The 19,336-nt window shown below is 69.8% G+C and carries 17 protein-coding genes, 1 tRNA gene and 1 pseudogene; 7 read left to right on the forward strand and 12 right to left on the reverse strand.

From position 1 onward, the window contains the following. Window positions 1-15: 15 nt before the first annotated feature. A tRNA-Pro gene (locus tag ACFYY6_RS15280) sits at window positions 16-89 on the forward strand. 275 nt (window positions 90-364) lie between these two features. Here the strand turns inward: ACFYY6_RS15280 and ACFYY6_RS15285 are convergent. From ACFYY6_RS15285 to ACFYY6_RS15300, 4 genes are read right to left on the reverse strand one after another with little or no spacing between them, the layout of a single operon-like run. Next, window positions 365-2,068, reverse strand: a complete 1,704-nt coding sequence (locus tag ACFYY6_RS15285; RefSeq protein WP_351635070.1) for an ABC transporter family substrate-binding protein — start codon at window positions 2,066-2,068, stop codon at window positions 365-367. 14 nt (window positions 2,069-2,082) lie between these two features. Then, complete coding sequence (locus tag ACFYY6_RS15290) at window positions 2,083-4,209, reverse strand: dipeptide ABC transporter ATP-binding protein (protein ID WP_389193441.1); 2,127 nt, start codon at window positions 4,207-4,209, stop codon at window positions 2,083-2,085. Then, window positions 4,206-5,162 (reverse strand): ABC transporter permease, encoded by a 957-nt coding sequence (locus ACFYY6_RS15295; protein ID WP_351523259.1) that lies wholly within the window; start codon window positions 5,160-5,162, stop codon window positions 4,206-4,208. The genes ACFYY6_RS15290 and ACFYY6_RS15295 overlap by 4 nt, the downstream gene beginning before the upstream one ends. 1 nt (window position 5,163) lies before the next feature. Beyond that, entirely contained in the window at window positions 5,164-5,922 is a 759-nt protein-coding gene (locus tag ACFYY6_RS15300) for an ABC transporter permease (RefSeq protein WP_351523261.1), read from the reverse strand. An 888-nt stretch (window positions 5,923-6,810) separates the two neighbouring features. Between ACFYY6_RS15300 and ACFYY6_RS15305 the strand changes: the two are divergent. Both ACFYY6_RS15305 and ACFYY6_RS15310 read left to right on the forward strand, forming a co-directional pair. Then, window positions 6,811-6,930 (forward strand): annotated as a pseudogene (locus tag ACFYY6_RS15305) (transposase); the annotation flags it as partial. A gap of 338 nt (window positions 6,931-7,268) precedes the next feature. After that, window positions 7,269-9,104, forward strand: coding sequence for a glycoside hydrolase family 15 protein (locus ACFYY6_RS15310; protein ID WP_351523263.1), 1,836 nt, complete (start codon window positions 7,269-7,271; stop codon window positions 9,102-9,104). Window positions 9,105-9,547: 443 nt separating this feature from the next. Here ACFYY6_RS15310 and ACFYY6_RS15315 read toward each other — a convergent pair whose 3' ends face one another. After that, complete coding sequence (locus tag ACFYY6_RS15315; protein ID WP_351523264.1) at window positions 9,548-9,682, reverse strand: hypothetical protein; 135 nt, start codon at window positions 9,680-9,682, stop codon at window positions 9,548-9,550. Between the two features lie 269 nt (window positions 9,683-9,951). On the opposite strand from ACFYY6_RS15315, the gene ACFYY6_RS15320 reads away from it, so the two are divergent. Next, entirely contained in the window at window positions 9,952-11,103 is a 1,152-nt protein-coding gene (locus ACFYY6_RS15320) for an oxygenase MpaB family protein (protein WP_388649030.1), read from the forward strand. A gap of 44 nt (window positions 11,104-11,147) precedes the next feature. Here the strand turns inward: ACFYY6_RS15320 and ACFYY6_RS15325 are convergent, their stop codons facing one another. Next, window positions 11,148-11,276 (reverse strand): hypothetical protein, encoded by a 129-nt coding sequence (locus ACFYY6_RS15325; RefSeq protein ID WP_351523267.1) that lies wholly within the window; start codon window positions 11,274-11,276, stop codon window positions 11,148-11,150. Window positions 11,277-11,475: 199 nt separating this feature from the next. Between ACFYY6_RS15325 and ACFYY6_RS15330 the strand changes: the two genes are divergently transcribed. After that, on the forward strand, window positions 11,476-11,694 hold the full coding sequence (locus ACFYY6_RS15330) for a hypothetical protein (protein ID WP_351523293.1): 219 nt from the start codon (window positions 11,476-11,478) through the stop codon (window positions 11,692-11,694). A 177-nt stretch (window positions 11,695-11,871) separates the two neighbouring features. Further along, window positions 11,872-12,981, forward strand: coding sequence for a PP2C family protein-serine/threonine phosphatase (locus tag ACFYY6_RS15335; protein WP_389193446.1), 1,110 nt, complete (start codon window positions 11,872-11,874; stop codon window positions 12,979-12,981). 230 nt (window positions 12,982-13,211) lie between these two features. Here ACFYY6_RS15335 and ACFYY6_RS15340 read toward each other — a convergent pair whose 3' ends face one another. From ACFYY6_RS15340 to ACFYY6_RS15360, 5 genes are all read right to left on the reverse strand, one after another. Beyond that, window positions 13,212-13,712: an NUDIX hydrolase gene (locus tag ACFYY6_RS15340; RefSeq protein ID WP_389193449.1), complete on the reverse strand. Its 501-nt coding sequence runs from the start codon at window positions 13,710-13,712 to the stop codon at window positions 13,212-13,214. A 195-nt stretch (window positions 13,713-13,907) separates the two neighbouring features. Continuing rightward, entirely contained in the window at window positions 13,908-14,807 is a 900-nt protein-coding gene (locus ACFYY6_RS15345; protein WP_389193452.1) for a hypothetical protein, read from the reverse strand. Next, a complete protein-coding gene (locus ACFYY6_RS15350) occupies window positions 14,804-15,817 on the reverse strand; it encodes an SPFH domain-containing protein (protein WP_388649036.1) in 1,014 nt (337 codons plus the stop codon). The genes ACFYY6_RS15345 and ACFYY6_RS15350 overlap by 4 nt, the downstream gene beginning before the upstream one ends. A gap of 113 nt (window positions 15,818-15,930) precedes the next feature. Continuing rightward, window positions 15,931-16,755 (reverse strand): SDR family oxidoreductase, encoded by an 825-nt coding sequence (locus tag ACFYY6_RS15355; protein ID WP_351635082.1) that lies wholly within the window; start codon window positions 16,753-16,755, stop codon window positions 15,931-15,933. A 227-nt stretch (window positions 16,756-16,982) separates the two neighbouring features. Then, entirely contained in the window at window positions 16,983-17,642 is a 660-nt protein-coding gene (locus ACFYY6_RS15360; protein WP_351523275.1) for a TetR/AcrR family transcriptional regulator, read from the reverse strand. Between the two features lie 166 nt (window positions 17,643-17,808). On the opposite strand from ACFYY6_RS15360, the gene ACFYY6_RS15365 reads away from it, so the two are divergent. Continuing rightward, window positions 17,809-18,684 (forward strand): phosphatase PAP2 family protein, encoded by an 876-nt coding sequence (locus ACFYY6_RS15365; RefSeq protein ID WP_389193455.1) that lies wholly within the window; start codon window positions 17,809-17,811, stop codon window positions 18,682-18,684. On the opposite strand, the gene ACFYY6_RS15370 is transcribed toward ACFYY6_RS15365, so the two are convergent. After that, window positions 18,673-19,299 carry a PadR family transcriptional regulator gene (locus tag ACFYY6_RS15370; protein WP_351523279.1) on the reverse strand — a complete coding sequence of 209 codons (627 nt, stop codon included), beginning with the start codon at window positions 19,297-19,299 and terminating at the stop codon, window positions 18,673-18,675. The genes ACFYY6_RS15365 and ACFYY6_RS15370 overlap by 12 nt on opposite strands. Window positions 19,300-19,336: the final 37 nt, after the last annotated feature.

Below are 19,336 nucleotides of genomic sequence, written 5' to 3' on the forward strand. Positions count from 1 at the left end.
CGGGAAGAACCGTAGCGGGACGTGGCGCAGCTTGGTAGCGCACTTGACTGGGGGTCAAGGGGTCGCAGGTTCAAATCCTGTCGTCCCGACTCGTGAGAGTCGCAGGTCAAAGGCCGATTTCGGAGCAATCCGGAACCGGCCTTTGATCATTCTTGAGGGCCAACGGATCACCTCGCCGTCGTCCGCCACATCATCGATGACCAGTGCCGCCGACCCTGAGAACACCGTTGTCACATGGACGTTGACATCTCGCACAGGACGTCGACGACACCCGTAGCCTGCCGTCACCACCGACTACGCAACAGAGCCCAGTACAGGCCGGGGGCTCCGCCGCATCGATGCGGCGGAGCCCCCGGCAGGGCGGCTACTTCGCCTGCCAGCCGATCAGCTGGGGCGGGCCCATGACGCCGTAGTTGCCGTAGAACTGGGCCGACCCGTAGTTGGCGAGACCCTTCTTGACGGCCCAGATGGTGGGGCCGTTGTGGGTCGGCATGATGCCGTAGGTCTCCATGGCTTCCAGCTCGACCTTGTTGCCGACATCGAACTGCTCTTCCAAGGTCGGCAGGTTGGTGACGGCCTTGACCTCCTTGTCCATGCTCTTCGGCACCGAGCGGGAGACGTTGAGAGTGGAGTCGGAGCAGTACATCTGGCAGATGTAGAGCATTCCGTTCGGGTCGCTCGAAATGAAGCCCATCCCGAAGATGTCGAAGGCGCGCTTGGTGAACACCTTGTTGAAGTCGGCGGAGGGGTGAGCCTCGATGTCCAGTTTGACGCCGATGTCCTTCATCATCTGGGCGAGGGCAGTGGCGCGGGCCTTGGTGGTGGACCTGTCACCGATGGTGGGGAAGGTCAGCTCCAGCTTCTCGCCGTCCTTGGCACGCACACCGTCCGAGCCGACCTTCCAGCCCGCGGCATCCAGGTCCTTCTTCGCCTTGGCGGCATCGAACTTCACGAGCTTGCCGAAGTTGTCCTGGTACCCCTTCTGGAAGGGGTAGAGATTGAAGGATCCGGGCAGGGGCTCGGTGTAGCCAAGTCCCTGGAACGAGATCTTCGCGAGTTGGGAACGGTCGATTCCCTCCATCAGGGCCTTGCGCACCGCCGGGTCCTTCAACTGAGGCGAGGTGCTGTTGAAGACCATGAGGTTGTTGGAGGTGGTCGTGCCGCGGCGAAGCTCGGTCCCCTTCACCGACTTCACCTGGTTGAGCTGCTCGGCGTTATTTGCCTCCACCGCGTCGATCTGGCCGTTCTTGAAGGCGTTGATACTGGCGCTCTCCTCCATCTGTACGAAGGTGAGCTCGTCCAGATGCGGCTTGGCGCCCCACCACTTGGGGTTGGGCTTGTAGGAGACGGTGCCGCCCTTGGCGTCGAACTTGGAGATGGTGTAAGGGCCGGCCCCCCACTCCGCGTGGGGGTCGCTCACGTAAGCCTTGTTGAAGGCTTCGGACTTGGCGATGTGCGGGTTGACGACCCCGGTGAAGAGGGACTTCCAGTACACGAACGGGCCGTCGAAGGTGACGATCACCTGCTTGGCGTCCTTGCCCTTCTTGACCGAGGCGATGCTGGAGTAGCCGTCGGTGGAGCCGACGTCGTACTCCTTGTCCTTCCCGTTGAGCGCGTTCCAGGTGTCCCGGAACGTCGTCCAGTCGATGTCCTGGCCGTCGTTCCACTTGGCCTTCGGGTTGATGTCGTACGTGACCTGGGTGTTGCCGCCCACCGTCGTCTGCTTGACGTCGGTGAGGTAGTCCTCGTTGTAGGTGATGTTGCCCTTGGGGTCGTTGAAGGACAGCTGCGGCTGGTAGAACCAGGCGATCTTCGATGTGTACAGCGATGCGTTGCCCTGCAGGGGGTTGAGCTGATCGGGAATCTCCACGATGGGAAGCGTCAGCTTGCCCCCCTGCTTCAGGTTGCTCGCAGGCTGGGGGTTGTACGAGGTCAGCACCTCGTTCTCCGAGGTGGCGCCCTTGGACTTCTCCTGCCCGGAGTTGTCGGTGTCACCACCGCTGCACCCGGAGAGGACGAGGGAAGCGGCGGCGGCGAAAGCCAACCCGCTCAGAGGGATTCTTCTCATGACAGCCTTTCAGCTCAGTTGTCGACAGACGTGGTCGTGTCCGCGAAATGGCATGCGTCGCGGTGGTCCCGGTCTCCCCTCCCAGTGAGCTGCGGAGTGACCCCGCGACACCGCTCCTTCTGCGGCTCCGACAGCGCCAAGTGGAGCGGACACCTGGTGACGAACCGGCAACCCGGCTGATCGTCGGTCGGACTGGGAAGGTCGCCCTTGAGCAGGACTCGTTCCCGAGTGCGTTCCGCGACCGGATCGGGCAGGGGGATCGCGGAGAGGAGCGCCTTGGTGTATGGGTGCCTGGGGTCGTCGAAGAGGGAGTCGGTGGTGCCGATCTCGACGATCCGCCCCAGGTACATCACCGCCACGCGGTCGGAGATGTGGCGCACCACCGACAGGTCGTGGGCGACGAGGAGGTAGGACAGGCCCAGCTCGGCCTTGAGGTCGTTGAGCAGGTTGATGACGCCGGCCTGAACCGAGACGTCGAGAGCCGAGACCGGCTCGTCGAGAACCAGCAGCTGCGGCTTCGTGGCGAGCGCCCGGGCGATGCCGATGCGCTGCCGCTGCCCGCCGGAGAAGGCCGCGGGGAAGCGGTCGCGGTGCTCGGGGTCGAGCCCCACCAGCTCCATGAGCTCCGCCACCTGGGTGCCGAGCACCTTCCTGTCGCGTTCACCGACCGCGCGGAGGGGTTCCGCGAGGATGTCGAAGACCGTCATCCGGGGGTCCAGTGCCCCCATGGGGTCCTGGAACATCATCTGGATCTTGCGGCGGACGGAGCTGATGTCCTGCTTCCGCTTCAGGTCCGCGGTGTCCTGGCCGCAGACGGCGATGCTGCCCTGCTCGGGCGGCTTCAGTCCCATGACCTCCAGCAGTGTGGTGGTCTTGCCGCACCCCGACTCGCCGACGAGCCCGAGCGTCTCTCCCTCGCGGATGTCCAGGTCGATGCCGTTGACGGCGAAGACGGTGCCCACCTTGCGTTTGAGCAGGCCGCCCTTGGTGAGCGGGAAGGTCTTGGTGACACCGGAGAGTTCCAGGACCTTCGGCCGGTCCTCGCGGGGGACGGCCGTGGCTCGGTTCTCCCTGCCGACCGGGACGGGGTAGATCGGCCGGCCGCCGATGGCGCCGTCGTTGATCTCCGCGGCACGCCGGCAGGCGACCGAGTGCTCGTCGCCGGTGTCGCCCTCGGCGATCGCCAGCAGGCGTGGTTCGGCCTCCCGGCAGGCGTCCTGCACCACGGGGCAACGCGCCGCGAAGGGGCAGGCGTCGGGAAGGTCCACCAGGAGCGGCGGAGTCCCCGGGACCGGGGTCAGGGCGTCCCTGTCGCGGTCGTCCAGTCGAGGAATCGCACCCATCAGGCCGATGGTGTACGGCATGCGCGGCCGTGAGAAGAGTTCGTCCACCCCGGCACGCTCGACCGGCCGACCGGCGTACATCACCATGACGTCGTCGGCCGAGCCTGCCACCACCCCGAGGTCGTGGGTGATCATGATGACCGCGGCCCCGGTCTCGCGCTGGGCGGTCTTGAGGACATCGAGGATCTGCGCCTGCACGGTGACGTCGAGAGCGGTCGTCGGCTCGTCGGCGATGATCAGGTCGGGGTCGTTCGCGATCGCCATGGCGATGACGGCCCGCTGCCGCATACCGCCTGAGAACTCGTGCGGGAACCCTTTGGCGCGGCGGTCGGGGTTGGGGATGCCGACCAGGTCCAGCAGTTCGACGGCCCGTTTCCAGGCGGCCGCGGACGAGATGTCCTGGTGGATCTGGAGGGCCTCGACGATCTGGGCTCCGATGCTGAAGATCGGAGTGAGTGACGAGAGCGGGTCCTGGAAGATCATGCCGATGCGCCGACCGCGCACCTTCGACATCCGTCGGTCGTCGAGGTCGAGGAGGTTCTTCCCGCCGAGCATGATTTCGCCGGTGACCGCGGCGTAGTCGGGCAGCAGCCCCATGACGGCCATGGACGTGACGGACTTGCCCGACCCCGACTCGCCCACGATGCCCAGGGTTTTGCCGCGGTGCAGGTCGAAGGAGACGCCGCGGACGGCTTCCACCCGGCCTGCTTCCGACGGGAAGGCCACCTTCAGGTCACGTACGGACAGCAGGGGCTGCCGGCTGTCGGGCTTGGTCGTGACAGCGCGCTGCTCGATCATGCGCGGCCTCCAGACTGCGAGGTGGGGTCGAGGGCGTCCCGCAGACCGTCGCCGATCAGCGCCATCGCCACGGTGAGCAGCACCACCACGGCTGCGGGCAGGTAGAACAGCCAGGGAGCGGTGGACAGGGTGTTCTGCCCGTCGGCGAGCATGGAGCCCAGCGACACGTCGGGCTGCTTGACGCCGAAACCGATGAAGGAGAGCGCCGTCTCGGCCTGCACGGTCGAGGCGACACCGAGGGTGAACGTCACGATGAGCAAGGACCCGATGTTCGGTACCAGGTGGCGGACGATGGTGCGCATCGGGCTGACGCCCATGAAGCGGGCCGCCATCACGTACTCGCGCTCCCGCAGGGAAGTGGCCAGGGACCAGATCACCCGGGCTGTGAGCATCCAGCCGAACAGCGTGAGGACCACGACCAGAACCTGCCACTCGCCGCGGTAGTGCGTACCGACCAGGGCGATGATGAGGAACGAGGGCAGGATGAGCAGGAAGTGCACAAGACCGAGCATCGCCCGCTCGACCTTGCCGCCGAAGTAGGCGGCGGTGGTGCCGAACAGTCCGGCTATGGCGGTGGTCAGCAGCGACACCGTCACAGCGATGATCAGCGATCTGCCGAGGCCGTGCACGAGCTGGGCGTAGACGTCGTTGCCCGCGCCGTTGGTGCCCAGCAGGTGGCCGCCGACTCCGGGGGAGACGGAGAGCGCGGTGAAGTCCGCCTCCACGTGGTCCCAGTGGGTCAGGTACCGGCCGAACAGCGAGAACAACACGAGGAGGGCGAAGAGGACCAGGCCGCCGAGCGCCGCCTTGTTGCGCGCGAAGCGCCGCATGTAGAGCTTGGACGGGGAGAGGCGCTTGCCACCGGGGCCGGTCTTCCCCGGTTCCTGCGCTTCAGCCTTGTCGGGGCGCACCTCTTCGGCGTCGGGTCCGGCACCGGGCATGTTGATGGCCACGTCAGCTCACCCTGATCCTGGGGTCGAGGGCCACGATGACGAGGTCGGCCAGAATCGCGCCGATGGCCGTCATGAGGGCACCGAAGGCTGCGACAGCGACGACGCCGTGCACGTCGTTCGTGCTGATGGTCTTGGTGAAGTACTCACCCATTCCGTGCCAGGCGAAGACCGTCTCCGTGATCACCGCGCCGGTGAACAGTGCCGGCATCGCGAACGCGACCTGAGTGGCGACGGGGATGATCGAGGTCCGCAGCCCGTGCCGGTAGATGGCCTGCTTCCGCGTCAATCCCTTGGCCCGTGCGGTACGGACGTAGTCGGAGTTGATGTTGTCCAGCAGCAGCGATCGCTGCAACAGGTGGTATCCGGCATAGGAGATGAACGTGAGCGAGATCGTGGGCAGGATCGCGTGCGTCGCTCTGGAGCCGAAGACCGACCAGAACCCGGTGACGTCGGGGCTCTGCGCTCCGGCGACAGGCAGCAGCGTGCTGCCCAGGGCCTGGTTCAGCGCGATGGCCGCGAGCACCACCGCGAGGGAGGCCACCGCGGAGGGCGTGTTGAAGGAGAGCACGGAGAGCCCCTGCCACAGCCGGTCGGCGGCCTTGTACTGGCGCGACGCGGTGTAGACGCCCAGCCCGACTCCGATGACGATGGACAGGATCGTCGCGCCCAGGACCAGTTGGCCGCTGACGGAGATCCGATAGGCGACCTGGTCGTTGACGCTGCCCCCGGTCGGCGACTGGCCCCAATCGAAGTGAGTCACGATCCGAGATATCCAGTGCCACCACCGATCCATGATCGGTTTGTCCGGATTGAGATTGTAAAGCGCCAGCGAATGGTTGATCTGGGCTGGAGTTCGAGGCGGTCGCAACGCGGTGTAGTTCGACGCAGGTTTGAGGAATGCGTTAGCGAGGAAGTACGTGAGGTTGGTCGCGATGGCGATCATCAAAAACCAGCCGACTGCTTTGCGGGCGAGGTAACGCAGCACTGTTAGCCGGCCTTTCGTGATATGGGGCGTATCGGTCTGCACATCCGGTGTGCGACTGGACACTTGGCCGCGTTGACCGGGTACCGGGTCGTGAGCGCTCGGACGGGACGTGCGGATCCTCGGACGGTCAGAAAATGATTTGCGCGAAACCGTTCCGGTGTACGAGCCTGAGGTGTGCTGACGGAGCTGCACGAGCAGGCGAAGCAGGAGTGAGCAGTGCGCCGGGCATGAAGCGACAACCTCGCGTGGGAGTAAGCCAGTTCAAGGCAGCCGCATGATTCGGCAGCGCCGCTGCTGACGATTCCAACTGCCCGTGTGGCACGTCAAGGCTGGTCAGGTCGCGATCCGGTTAAGTCGAAGCCGCATATCGGTCATTTTTCAAGAAAAGTTTTCAGCGTCGTGGCGGACGTGCGGTGAACGATGAAGCTCCGGAGGCTCCGAAAGGTGCAAACGAACCTTCGCGCGCATTCTTCTCTTCGTGTGTGATCCAGGACTGCAGTTCTTCCGTGAACCGTCGTTCCGGGAGTGCCGTTGGCGATCGGCCGTACGGGCGGCGTCGACCTCCTGGTACGGGACTGTAAATCGTTCGGTGCAACTCCCGATCCACGATCCGGCGGGCATCGACGGCGGCACTCCCGCAACGGCGTCGTTCATCCATGGGTCTTCACCGACGCCATCCACGCGAGGATCCGCGACGGCGCCGTCGCCAACCGACCCGTCCACGTGGCGCTGGCCGTCACGGTCGAGGGCCGGCGGGAGATCCTCGGCCTGTGCGCCGGGACGGCGGCGAACAGGTGCCGGACGTCGTGCGGGCGGGTGCGGGTCGCCCGGCGGCGCGGCCGGGGCTTGCGATCGGGATGCTTCCCGGGAGCCCGACAGGCGTGGCAGGGCGCGGGCAGGACGGGCGCGCCGGCTGGTGGCTACCGCGTACTTCGCGCGGGCCCGGACGCGGAGGAACGCCCGCATCGCGGTCTCAGCGCCCGCTGCATCTTCGGCACCCGCAGACAGAAGAGCATCGAGGGGCTCGTGCGGCAGTGGGCGGATGGCGCGTTCGCTGCCCGCAAGGGCTCGGAGGTAGCCTTAAGCGAACCGCTCCCGCTCCCCAGCGCCGGGGAGGTCACATGACCACTGGTGACAGCCTCCGCCCCTGCAGGGCCGATGCGCCACGCTACATGCCCATCGCCGAGCACGGCCTGATCGGCGACCTGCGCACCGCCGCTCTCGTCGGTACGAACGGCACCATCGACTGGTACTGCTGCTCGCGGTTCGACGCGCCCAGCGTGTTCGCGGCGATCCTGGACGCCGACCGCGGTGGGGCGTTCGAGCTCGCACCGGACGTACCCGCTCGGACGAAGCAGTTCTACTTTCCCGATACCAACATCTTGATCACCCGGTTCTTCGCGGACAACGGTGTCGGCGAGGTCCAGGACTTCATGCCGATCGTCGACGACTCGCGCGAGGCCGGCCGCCACCGTCTGATCAGGCGGGTTCTCTGTGTGCGCGGGTCGATGCCGTTCACCGCTCGCGTGGCTCCCCGGTTCGACTACGGCCGGCGTACGCACACAGTGAGTATGCAACAGGGCCACACAGTGTTCGACTCCCCGGATCTCACGATGGCACTGACGTCCAGCGTTCCTGTCGAAATCGACGGTCGGGACGCTGTTTCGGTTTTCACGCTGGACGAGGGCAAGGCCGCGGTTTTCGCGCTCGACAGGATAGGCGGCAGGGTGGAGCCGCGGTCCTGTCCCGTGCTGGAGGCGGAGGAACTGTTCGGCGCCACGGTGCGGTACTGGCGTGCGTGGCTGTCGCACTCCCGTTACCGGGGGCGCTGGCGGGAGATGGTGCACCGCTCCGCGCTCACCCTCAAGCTCCTCACCTACGCACCGACCGGCGCCATCGTGGCTGCCCCTACGACCAGCCTGCCCGAGCAGGTCGGCGGCGAGCGCAACTGGGACTACCGATACGTGTGGGTGAGGGACGCGGCGTTCTGTATCTACGCGCTGCTCAGGCTGGGTTTCACCGACGAGGCCGAGGCCTTCGTGCGCTTCCTGTCCGGAAACATCGCCCTGAAGGAGAGCTCCGGCGGCCCGCTGCAGATCATGTACGGCATCGACGGTCGCAGTGAACTTCCCGAGCAGGAGCTCCGCCACCTGGAGGGTCACCTGGGGTCGGCCCCCGTCCGGGTCGGCAACAACGCCGTCAACCAGCTCCAACTGGACATCTACGGAGCCCTCATCGACTCGCTCTACCTCTACGACAAGTGGGGTCAGCCCCTGTCCAGTGAACACTGGGACGCCGTCGGCACCCTGGTCGACTGGGTCTGTGACAACTGGGACCAGCCGGACGAGGGCATCTGGGAGACCCGTGGCAAGATTCAGAACTTCCTGTACTCGCAGTTGATGTGCTGGGTCGCGATCGAACGAGCGATACGCATCGCGACCCATCGGGGTCTGCCCGCGGACATGCCCCGATGGGCCCACGCCCGCGACGCGATCTACCGGCGCATCATGCAGCGGGGCTGGTCCACCGAGCGGAAGGCATTTGTCCAGCACGAGGGCGAAGACGTCCTCGACGCCGCCGTCCTCATGATGCCGTTGGCCAAGTTCATCTCTCCGACCGACCCGAAATGGCTCTCTACTCTGGACGTCCTCGGCGAGGAGCTGGTGTCCGACTCCCTGGTCTACCGCTACGACCCCCACAGCAGTCCGGACGGACTACGAGGTGAGGAGGGGACATTTTCGATCTGCACGTTCTGGTACGTCGAGGCGCTCACACGAGCCGGCCGTGTGGACGAGGCCCGGCTCGCCTTCGAGAAGATGCTCACCTATGCCAACCACGTCGGGCTGTACGCCGAAGAGATCGGCCGCACCGGCGAACAAGTGGGCAATTTCCCCCAGGCCTTTACTCACCTGGCACTCATCAGCGCCGCGTTCAACCTCGACAGGGCGTTGGGCTGAGTCCTGCGGATTGTCGTCCTCGGCACGGGATTCGCCAAAGGGTTCACCTGGGCGGCTCTCGGCGTGCGCGGCAGCGTGCTGTGCCGATCGTCGGCTGTGATCCGTCGTGCCGGCCCGCCCGCTCACCCCCGCCGCCGGACGACACCTGCCACCAGCACGGCCAGGACCGCACCGAACGCGACGACGATCGGCCAGACACTCCCGGTGAGCCAGTACGCACCGATGCTGCAGACCGCTTCCGGTTCCCCACCATCACTTGCGGATGCGCCGACCATGGGGCACCGATGGCCGCGGCAGCACCATCGCACACCATGACGGCCCCTTCCCCTGTCGCCGACGAAGTCTTCCGCAGCTTGATCGTTCCGCCGCGTGAGGACTCACCTTCGCCGACCGCACCGCTCCGGTGCCGGCCGAAGCACTGGGGCGGGTCTCGGAAGTGCTGGTCACAGCCCTCCGTATCCGACGGTCACCGACTCGATGGTGCGCACGAGGACCCAGGCGATCGAGTCCACCGGCCGGTCGGCGGGACGATGCCGGAACAGGAGCGCGGTGGTGACCAGGTCGTCGATGCGCCTCACGAAGTCGGCCCGCTGCGGACGGCGGCGCGCGGCAGCTGCTCAAGGATCCGTTCGACCACGGCGCGGGAATGGTCCTGTCGGGCGTTCTCCTGGCCGGATGCCGCGAGCCGAGGGTCACCCTTCCCTCCGGAAAACGCGAATTGAACGCGAGTAATTGGTCGTGTCAGCATCAAAACGTGATGCCATCCCATGCACAAGAGGCACGAGCGGCGTCGCCGTATCCACGCCGCTTCCGCAGGGCTCCGGAGCGTAGTCTCCGCATAGGCAGGGTGCTGCGCCGCGTCGCGGGCGTCCACGACATCGACGAGGACCTGCTCGATCTGATCGGTCGGCGCATGTACGCCCGTGACGAGCCCGGGGCGGAACTGGCCCGGGCCATGCGCAGACGCGGCTGCTCGGGTACCGGGCGGGTCACCATGGCGCAGTTCAGGAAGGCACTCGACGAAGGCGTCCGGGCCGTCCCCGACGCGCCGCCGGAACTCGTGCGGTTCTTCGCGCTGGTCGACGACGTGCCCCCGTGGGTGGACTTCGATCTGATCGAGCGGGGCGCCGGCGTGGTCCGCCGCCTGGGCCGCACCACGACGGACGTTCTGCTGCAACTGTCGCTGATCGGCGGCTACCGGTTCGGCGGGCCCGCCGAATTGCTGGTCGCGACGGGTGCTCTGTCGGGTTCGACGGCCATGAGACGGCTCGGGGAGACGGAGACATGGACCCATGCGATCACCCGTCCGGGCGGGCTGAGGAGGGATGGGGAGGGGTTCAGGCTCACGGTTCACGTGCGGGCGATGCACGCGCTGATCAACGACCGCTTCGAGACCAACGGGCGCTGGGACGTGGGCGAATGGGGTCTGCCGGTCAACCAGTCCGATCAGGCGGCCACACTGGGCCTGTTCAACAGCACGCTCCTGTTGGGGGCCCGCTTCCTCGGCCGGCACGTGAGTGCCGCGGACTCCCTCGCCGTGATGCACCTGTGGAAGTACGTCGGCCTGCTGCTGGGGGTGAACGAGGACTGGCTCTTCGACACCGAACGCGAGCAGAACGTCTTCAACTACCACGTGCTCCTCGCCCAGGACGGTCAGACACCGGCGGGCGGCGACCTCACCGCGGCGATCGTCGAAGGCGTGCGCCATCTGGACCATGGGCGGCTGAACGCACTCCGCGCGGCGTACGCGCGGGCGCGTCTGCTCAGCATGCTGAGGTACTTCCTGGGCAGGAAGGGGCTCGAAGACCTCCGTCTGCCCATCACGTCGCCGTGGGCGGTGCCGCCCGTCGTCGCGAAGAACCTCGCCGCCTCGCTGCTCCTCGACCGCTCCGCGTACGGACGCCGCCACCTCGAACGCGCCGGCGAGGCGCACCGGCAGAAGCGCCTCACGATGCTGTTCGACGGCGCCCGCCGGCGGATCGGCACCCTTCCGGTCTGAGCGCTCCGCCTTCCCCTCGACCCCGGTACGGGGGCGGACCGAGGTCACGGACGAACGCCCGGGTGGGCCCAACCGTCCTCCCGGACCCGTAGTGCCAGGTCGATCGTGGTGGAGGTCGGCCGCCCGGCGTCCTGGTACTTGGTCTTGACCCGGTCAGTTACGACCTCGTCCACGATTGGCAGTGGAGGAAGGAGCGGCGTCTGGGGCCTTCGAATCCAAGGCGGAGGAGGGAGTCGGATGGGGCCTCCCCTGCTCGAACGCAGCTGAGAGCTTGGGGAAGGAGCGTCGGGGACTGACGACAACGCCGGAGGCGGAGGTCCCGGACACCGCGATGCCGCTGACAATCGTGGACGAGGTCGTTAGTGCTTCGCCGTGTTGAGCGTGATGCCGGCCCGCCGGGCGGTGGCCTTCTGTTCGGCTCTGCGGGGCCGCAGGATCCTGGTGCTGGACGGGGAGCGGACCGCCGTCGGCACGCACGGCGAACTGCTCGCCACGAGTCCGCTCTACGGCGACCTGGTCGGCCACTGGATGGCCGGCCGCGCCGTCGGGGCGGGAGCGGGCGCGCGCCTGCCGGGCCGCCCGGCGGGCTGATCCGGATCCGCCGCGTCCGGCCGGCGGGCGGCCCGGCAGGCGTACTGGCACCGGTGCACAGCCCGCGCGGCTCCCGGCGGCACGTTCGCGGATCTCCGGAGTGATACGTTTTGATTCAGAACATTTCGGGGCGTTTCGGGGTGTTTGGATGTGCTGGGAGAAGCGCGGGGAGCGCGCGTGACGGCGGGACGCCGCCCACCGGTCTGGGTGGGCTGGCTGCTCACCGTGCCCGCCCTGGTGGTGGGCGTGCTGCTGAACGTCTTCGCACCCGAACCGTACATGGGGCTCCCACTGCTGGCCGCGGCCCCGCTGGTCGCCGGTGCCATGCTGTCGTTCCGGGCCTGCGCCGTCGTCGCTGCCGTGGCCTGCGGTTTCTCGGCGCTGCTGGATCTCGCGCAGCGTCGCCCCGTCTCGGCGAGCTCCGTCGACTTCGCCGTGGTCGGCCTGATCGGCGTCCTGGCCCTCGGGGTCAACCTCCTGCTGCGGCGCCAGGGCAGGGACCTCGCGAGGGCCCGGGGCATCGCGGAGGCCGTACAGCTCGCGGTCCTGCCGGACCCGCCACGACGAGCCGGACCCCTCGGCGTCGCCGCCGGATACACCGCCGCGCAGGCCGAGGCCAGGATCGGCGGCGACCTCTTCGCCGTGCAGGAGACCCCCTACGGCGTCCGCATGATCATCGGGGACGTGAAGGGCAAGGGGGTGCAGGCCGTCGCCTCGGTCTCGGTGGCCATCGGCGCGTTCCGGCAGGAGGCCGAGAACGCCCCCACCCTCGCCGAGCTGGCCCGGCGGCTGGACGTCGCGCTCAGCCGGGAGGCCGAACGCGGCGGGAACGATCTGGCCCAGGAGGACTTCACCACGGCGGTGCTGGCCGAGGTGCCCGGCGGCGGTGAGCTGGTGCGGCTGGTCAACCGCGGCCATCCGGGCCCCTACCTGATCCACGACGGCACGGTCGTACGGCTGGACGCCACCGCCCCGCAGCTCCCCCTGGGCATGGGCCTCGGGGCGGTCGCACCACCCGACGGGGCCACGGGCACCGACGTCGTCCCGCTGCCGCCCGGTGCGCTGCTGCTCCTGATCACCGACGGGGTCACCGAGGCGCGCGACCGGACAGGCACCTTCTACGACCCCTGCGCCTCGCCAGTGCTCGCCGGCGCCGGTCCCATGGACGCGGACGACCTGGTCCGCGCGGTGATCGCGGATGTGGCCCGGTGGACCGGCGACGGCCAGCAGGACGACATGGCCGTCCTGGCCGTCGTGCGCCGCGGCTCCGGCCCGGGGCCCGGCTGAGCGATGCCGGCCCCGGCACCCGGCGGGCGGAGCGGGCCGGTGCGGTCGTCGGCCGAGCCAGGAAAAAAAAATAGTGCTGTGGCCGGAGAGGTTCACCGGCTCGCGACGCCCGGCACGGCACCTCGCCGCGTTGTCGCATCACCCGAGTACGTCCCGTACGGGGGCGAGCCTCCGCCTTGCGATGCACCGCACCGAACGCCGCGACGGGGCAAATGTTGCCGGGAGCGGCACTAGGCGTCGGCCGCGGTGGTCGCGATCGCCAGCCGGTGCGCCGGCGGGTGCTCGATCGCGAGGTCGGGGCGCCAGGCGGCGAGGACCTGGGCCGAGGGACCGAACATCCGCTCCGGCAGCGCGTCGAGCGCGGTCCACTCCCAGGCGCTGATCAAGTGCGGCTCCGTCACCCGCGGGCTTCCCGACTCCAGCGTCACCGCGGCGGCCATCGACACCCGGTTGATCCCTGCCACCACGTCGTGGAGCATGGCGTAGACCGTCACGTCGTCCACGCCGACCTCCAGTCCCGTCTCCTCGCGCAGTTCGCGTACGGCCGCCTCGGCGATGGACTCGTGCGTCGGGTCGACCTTGCCGCCGGGGAGCTCCCAGGTGCCGCCGTGGCGCATGCCGAGCAGTACGCGCCCCCGGGCGTCCTGCACGACGATGCCCACGCCGAGCGCCGCCTGAGCCACCGGCGGGCGGGAGTCGCGGGCGGGGGAGTCGGCGGGGGTGGTGTGCATGGTGCTCCTCGGGGGCGTGCGCGGGACCGTTCGGGCAGGTGAGCGCGGGGCGCCGCGGTGCCCGGTGTCCATCGGTGGTGCCGGGGGGCAAGCCTACGTTCATCGCCCGCGGCCCCGTGAACGGGCGGTGATCACGCACGCGGTGACCGGTCGTACGGGCCTGCGCCCCCCGGGGCGCGTCCCGGGGGCGCGGCCTCAGACGGCCAGCCGCAGCGACGTGGCGGCGATGCCGAGGCGTACGGACTGACCCCAGGTCAGCTCCAGCGCGTCCGCCTCCATCCCGTCGCCGAAGACCACCATCCGGTCGGACTCGACCGTGAGCCGCAGCCCGTGGCCCCGCTCCAGTTCGCCCGCGACCAGTGAGGTGCCGGTCGCGGGCGACGGCCACGCCTCGCGGACGAACCAGAGCAGCCGGGCGTCGGCCGGCGCGGGGAGCCGCAGCCCGCTGCTCCGCTCCTGCCACAGCGAACGGATCCAGCCCGTGGCGCCGGTGCCGGTGCCGACCAGGACCCCGGAGGAGGCCTGCGCCTCGGTGGGCCCGCCGGGCGCGTCGGGGCCGAGCCGGTACCGGGCGGTCTGGTGGCCGGGCGGCCCGAGGTAGATCTCGTTGAGGGCGAGGAGGCGCTGGGTGTCGTCGGCGACCGCCTCGACCATGGTCAGGTCGTCCGTCGTGCCGCCCGGCGACACGGCCGCGCGGAGCAGGGCGGCCGCGTCGGACGGGCGGTGCCGCACCAGCACCCCCGGATTGCGCCCGGGATCGGTGTCGATGCCCACGACGGGCTGGCCGGACAGGTACTTGGCGGTGTTGGCGACCAGCCCGTCCTGTCCGACGACCACCACCACGTCCTCGGGGCCGAACAGGAAACGGTCGAGATCGGCGCGTTCCACCCGGGACCGCCGCCACTGCAACGGCACGGCCGCCGCCACGTCGTCGAGCGCCCGCCCGGTGTGCCGGTGCCGCGCGACCACCTCGCCGATCGACCGGCCCCGGCTGGAGAGGCAGAACTCGGCCTGGCCGTGCGTACCGTGCCGGGCCAGCAACTCCTCGTACTCCGTGGTGCGATGGACCAGCACCGCGCGCGGCGCCAGACTCATGCCCGCGGCTCCCGGCCGATCCTGCCGAACCTGCCGATCAGGTCGGTGAGCACGTCGGGGGAGAGGGTGAGGCTGTCGATGCGCGGCAGGTTCTCCGCCAGCCTCGTCGCCGTCAGGGCGTGCAGCGTCGCGGCGTCCACCTCGCCGTGCACCCGCAGCCAGGCGGCCTGCGACTCGGCGCGGGCGGCACCGACCTCGCGTGCCGCCTCGGCCTCCGCGCGGGCCAGCCGCACCTTGCGCGCCGCCTCGGCCTCGGCGCGCACCTTGTCGGCCGCCGCGTTCTCCTCTGCCTCGCGCCGGGCGTTGGTGCCCCGCTGTTCGACCAACTGCTCCTCGCGTCGGGCCAGTTCGATCTGGCTGGCCAGCTCGTTCTCGGCGATGGCCCGTTCCCGTTCCACGGCCACGGCACGGCGCTCGTACGTGGCCCGGTCGGCCTCCTGCTGGATCTGCTCGCGGGCGGGGGTGCGCAGGGCACGCTCCACCTCTGCCTCGGGGCGGATGGCGACCACCCGGACCGCGACCACGTCGATCCCCGTGGCGGGCAGCCGGGGTTCGGCGGCGAGCCCGGTCGCGACCCGGTCGCGTACGGCCGCGACGCCGTCGACCAGCGCCTCCGCCAGTGCCGTCCGGGCCAGCACGTCCAGCGTGTGCTGCTGAGCGGTCTCCGTGAGCAGGGTGGCGATCTGCTCCAGCGGTGCGCCGCGCCAGGCCCCGGTGTCCGGGTCGATGGAGAAGTCCAGGCGGGCGGCGGCCTCGGCCGGGTCGCTGATCCGGTACGTCACGGTGGCCTGCACGGTGACGTCCTGGAAGTCCGAGGTGCGGGCATGGAAGGCCATCGCCAACTCGCGGTCGTTCACCGGTACTTCGGAGAGAGCGGCGGTCAGCGGCCGGTACCAGAAGCTCAGCCCCGGACCGTCGTGGGCGAGCCGTCCGCGCCGGTGGTGGCGGATGTGGGCGGTGGGCGCGGAACGCAGATGGCACCAGCCGAGACGCCGGGTGATGTCGGCCATGTGGAGAACCCCCTAGATTTCGTCATGGAGACGATAAGGGGGTGGAGTCGATATCGTCAAGCGGACGAGAATGATCGTTGCCGCGCATCCGTGAGGGCGGGTGGCGATGTGCCCTATGCGCCGGGGAAGCCGCCCGCCGAGTCGCCCGGGAACCTGCCCGGGGGGTCGCCCCGGACGGCGAGGAACCTGGCCGGTACCTCGCCCCCGCCGTGCACCGCCAGGTCGGCGCCGTTGACGTACCGGGCCGGGCCGCCCGCGAGATACAGGCAGGCGTGCGCCACGTCGTCCGGCACCGCCATGCGCCGCATCGGGATCACCCCGGCCACCGCGGCGCCCTCGTCCGCCCCGTACACCGACGCCGCGCCTTCGGTGCGGACCGGGCCGGTGGTGATGTGGTTGACGCGCACCTTCGGCGCCCACTCCAGGGCCAGCGCCCGGGTCAGCGCGAGGAGGCCGGCCTTCGCCGCGGAGTAGGCGGCCGTGCCCGGCTGCGGGGTGTGTGCGGAGACGCTGCCGATGTTGATGACCGAGCCGCCCGTGCGCTGCTCCCGCATGACCCGGTTCGCGGCCTGGGCCACGTAGAACGGAGCCAGCAGATTGAGGGCGACGATCTTCTCGACGAACCTCGGCGACACGGTGGCCGCGTCGGAGTCGGGGGAGCCGCCCGCGTTGTTGACGAGAACGTCCAGCCGGCCGAACCGCTCCACCGCCCCGTCGACCAGCGCTCCCGCGGCCTTGGGATCGCGCACGTCCGCCGACAGGAAATGCGCCCGGCGGCCCCCGCCCCGCGGCGGTTCGGGGGGTTCGGTGCGCCCGCAGACCAGCACCTGGGCCCCGGCGGTGAGGAATGCCCCGGCGATCGCGGCACCGATGCCCCTCGTGCCGCCGGTGACGATCACCGCCCGTCCCGAGAAGTCGAAGGGTCCGTCGCTGTCCATGATCCGTCCGCCTCTGCCGATGCCGATGGGGAGCGCCGATCGAGGGCAATCTACCAATCGTTTGTTCGGTGAGCGAGGGGCGCCGGGGACGCACGCGGGGAACGCGAGGTGCCGTGGAACGAGGAGCGCCGCCGGAACGCGGGCGGCCGGTGGCTCCCGGGGGAACCACCGGCCGCCCGGCTCGTACGCCGCCCCCGTCCCCACGGTGCGGCGCGAGTGGGCCGTCGTCATCCGCTCGGGCGACGGCCCACGTCCTCGGGGACCGGGGCACCGGGGGCGCCCAGTCCGAGTGCGGGGAGCACGGCGCTCTCCACGAAGCGGACGAGATACGCCTCGTCCGCGAACCTCCCGTCCAGCAGCGGCCGTGCGCGCAGCACGCCCAGCAGCTGCGCGGAGACGTACTCCGCCGCCGCGCTGTCCGCCGGGATCTCGCCGCGCGCCGCGCCGCGCCGCACCATGGCCTCGATCGCCGCGATGTCCGGCGCGATCAGCGCCTCGCGCAGCGCGCACAGCAGGTCGGGGTTCTGCAGTGCGGCGTGGCCGAGCGCATGCATCAGCTGGGTTTCGCGGCCCGAGCCCGCGCCGATGACGCGCGCGGCCTCGCGGAGGTCCCCCGCCAGCGTGCCGGTGTCGACGTGCGGGAGCTCCGACCGCCGGGTGCCGCGCAGCGCCGCCACGACGAGCTCCGGCTTCGAACCCCACTGCCGGTAGAGGGTGGACTTGCCGCAGCGCGTCCGCGCCGCGACCCCCTCCATGGTGAGGGCCTCGTACCCGGACTCCCGGAGGATGTCCAGCACGGCCGCGTAGAACTCCCGCGCGCGCTCCGGCGTGATCTTCGAGCGGCGCGGCGGGTGCGCCGGTGCGTGCGCGGTGCGCTGCGACGTCATTGCGGTGTCCTCCCGGCCGGCTGCGACGAGGTCCATCGATACGCCAGTCTACCGAAACGCACGCGTACCGATACGCAATCGTATCGGTACACTGGCGTATCGATTTGGCGTGCGTCCGACCACGCCGCCGATAGACACAGCTTCGTCAGCAAAGGGGCGCCGGGTGATGCATGCCGGTAGCGGGCCCGCGGACCGTGAGCCGGAGGGCTTCGCCCGGCCGTCGCTCGTCCGCGAGCTTCTGCTCGTCGTCGGGTTCTTCGCTCTCTACAAACTCGGCCGACGGGTCGCGAACGGTCACGTGGAGGAGGCGTTCCACAACGCCGGTCGTGTCTGGGACCTCGAACGGGCCGTGCGGCTGCCCGGCGAGGGCATGGTCCAGGGCCTGCTGCTGCACGACGTGACGCTGGTCCGTCTCGCCGACACCTACTACGCGGTGGTGCACTTCCCGGCCACGCTCCTGTTCCTGGCGTGGCTCTACTGGCGCCGCCCGCGCCACTACGTGTGGTCGCGCCGGGTCCTCGCCGCGCTCACCGGCGCCGCGCTCGCGCTCCATCTGCTGTTCCCGCTCGCCCCGCCCCGGCTGCTGGCCGAGGCCGGACTCGTCGACACCGGCCAGGTGTACGGACCGTCGGTGTACGGCGCGGACCCGGCGACCGACACGATGGCGAACCAGTTCGCCGCGATGCCCTCGCTCCACTTCGGCTGGGCGGTCATGGTGGCCGCCGGGCTGATCGCCGCCTCCCGTACCCGGTGGCGCTGGCTGTGGCTGCTGCATCCGCTCGTCACGCTTGTGGTGATCGTCGGCACCGCCAACCACTACTGGCTTGACTCGATCGTGGTCGGCGCCCTCCTCGCGGTGGCGTGCGCGGTCCTGCCGCTGCGCCGCGTGCGGTCGGCGCCGACGCGGCGTCCGCGGCGCGCTTCGGGCGGCGCGCCGGCGCCCGCAGCCGTGCCCCGGTCCGCCGCTCCCGTCGCGCCCGAGGTCCACGCCCCCGTACCGGGAGCCCGTACCGAGCCCCCGTACGCCTCGTCAGGGGTGTGAGGCGTCCGGCCGCGGCGCACGCCGCGTGCCGGACCGGCCGACGCCGTCCCGGACGTCCGGCACCGCCGGGGCCGTACCCGGCCCTTCGCGCTCGTTCTCGCCCAGGGCCCGGGTGAGCCACCCGATCCAGAAGTTCTCCAGATCGATCCCCCCGCGCAGCACCAGATGCCGCAAGCGGTCCGGCTCGGAATCCCGCCCGGGCGGGAAGTCCCGCTCCTCGATCTCCAGATACTCCGCCAGCTGCCGTCGGTGCAGCTCCAGATGGCGGCGCAGCTCCGCGTCCAGCCCCGGGGCGCCGACGACCGCCGCCGCCCGGATCCGCAGCAGCAACGGGTCGCGGACCTGTCTGGGGTCCTCGGAGCGGGCCACCCACGCGGCCAGCTCCTCACGGCCCGCGGGCAGCACCTCGTACTCCTTCCTCCGACCACGGGCCGGCTGCTCCGACGGCAGCGCCCGGATCTGCCCGGTCCGTTCCAGCTTCCCCAGCTCGCGGTAGATCTGCTGGTGCGTGGCGGACCAGAAGTAGCCGATCGACCGGTCGAACCTGCGGGTCAGCTCCAGCCCCGACGAGGGCTTTTCGAGCAGGGCGGTCAGGATCGCGTGCGGGAGTGACATGGGGTGCATCCTAGGGAGTGCCGCCCGGGCCCTCCCG

The organism is Streptomyces sp. NPDC001750, from assembly GCF_042892615.1.
Lineage (GTDB): Bacteria > Actinomycetota > Actinomycetes > Streptomycetales > Streptomycetaceae > Streptomyces.

Coding starts and splice junctions, on each gene's coding strand:
- ACFYY6_RS15310 (WP_351523263.1), top strand. CDS start 7,269: ATGACCACTGGTGACAGCCTCCGCCCCTGCAGGGCCGATGCGCCACGC.
- ACFYY6_RS15290 (WP_389193441.1), bottom strand. CDS start 4,209: ATGATCGAGCAGCGCGCTGTCACGACCAAGCCCGACAGCCGGCAGCCC.
- ACFYY6_RS15370 (WP_351523279.1), bottom strand. CDS start 19,299: ATGTCACTCCCGCACGCGATCCTGACCGCCCTGCTCGAAAAGCCCTCG.
- ACFYY6_RS15350 (WP_388649036.1), bottom strand. CDS start 15,817: ATGGCCGACATCACCCGGCGTCTCGGCTGGTGCCATCTGCGTTCCGCG.
- ACFYY6_RS15345 (WP_389193452.1), bottom strand. CDS start 14,807: ATGAGTCTGGCGCCGCGCGCGGTGCTGGTCCATCGCACCACGGAGTAC.
- ACFYY6_RS15355 (WP_351635082.1), bottom strand. CDS start 16,755: ATGGACAGCGACGGACCCTTCGACTTCTCGGGACGGGCGGTGATCGTC.
- ACFYY6_RS15340 (WP_389193449.1), bottom strand. CDS start 13,712: ATGCACACCACCCCCGCCGACTCCCCCGCCCGCGACTCCCGCCCGCCG.
- ACFYY6_RS15285 (WP_351635070.1), bottom strand. CDS start 2,068: ATGAGAAGAATCCCTCTGAGCGGGTTGGCTTTCGCCGCCGCCGCTTCC.
- ACFYY6_RS15365 (WP_389193455.1), top strand. CDS start 17,809: ATGCATGCCGGTAGCGGGCCCGCGGACCGTGAGCCGGAGGGCTTCGCC.
- ACFYY6_RS15360 (WP_351523275.1), bottom strand. CDS start 17,642: ATGACGTCGCAGCGCACCGCGCACGCACCGGCGCACCCGCCGCGCCGC.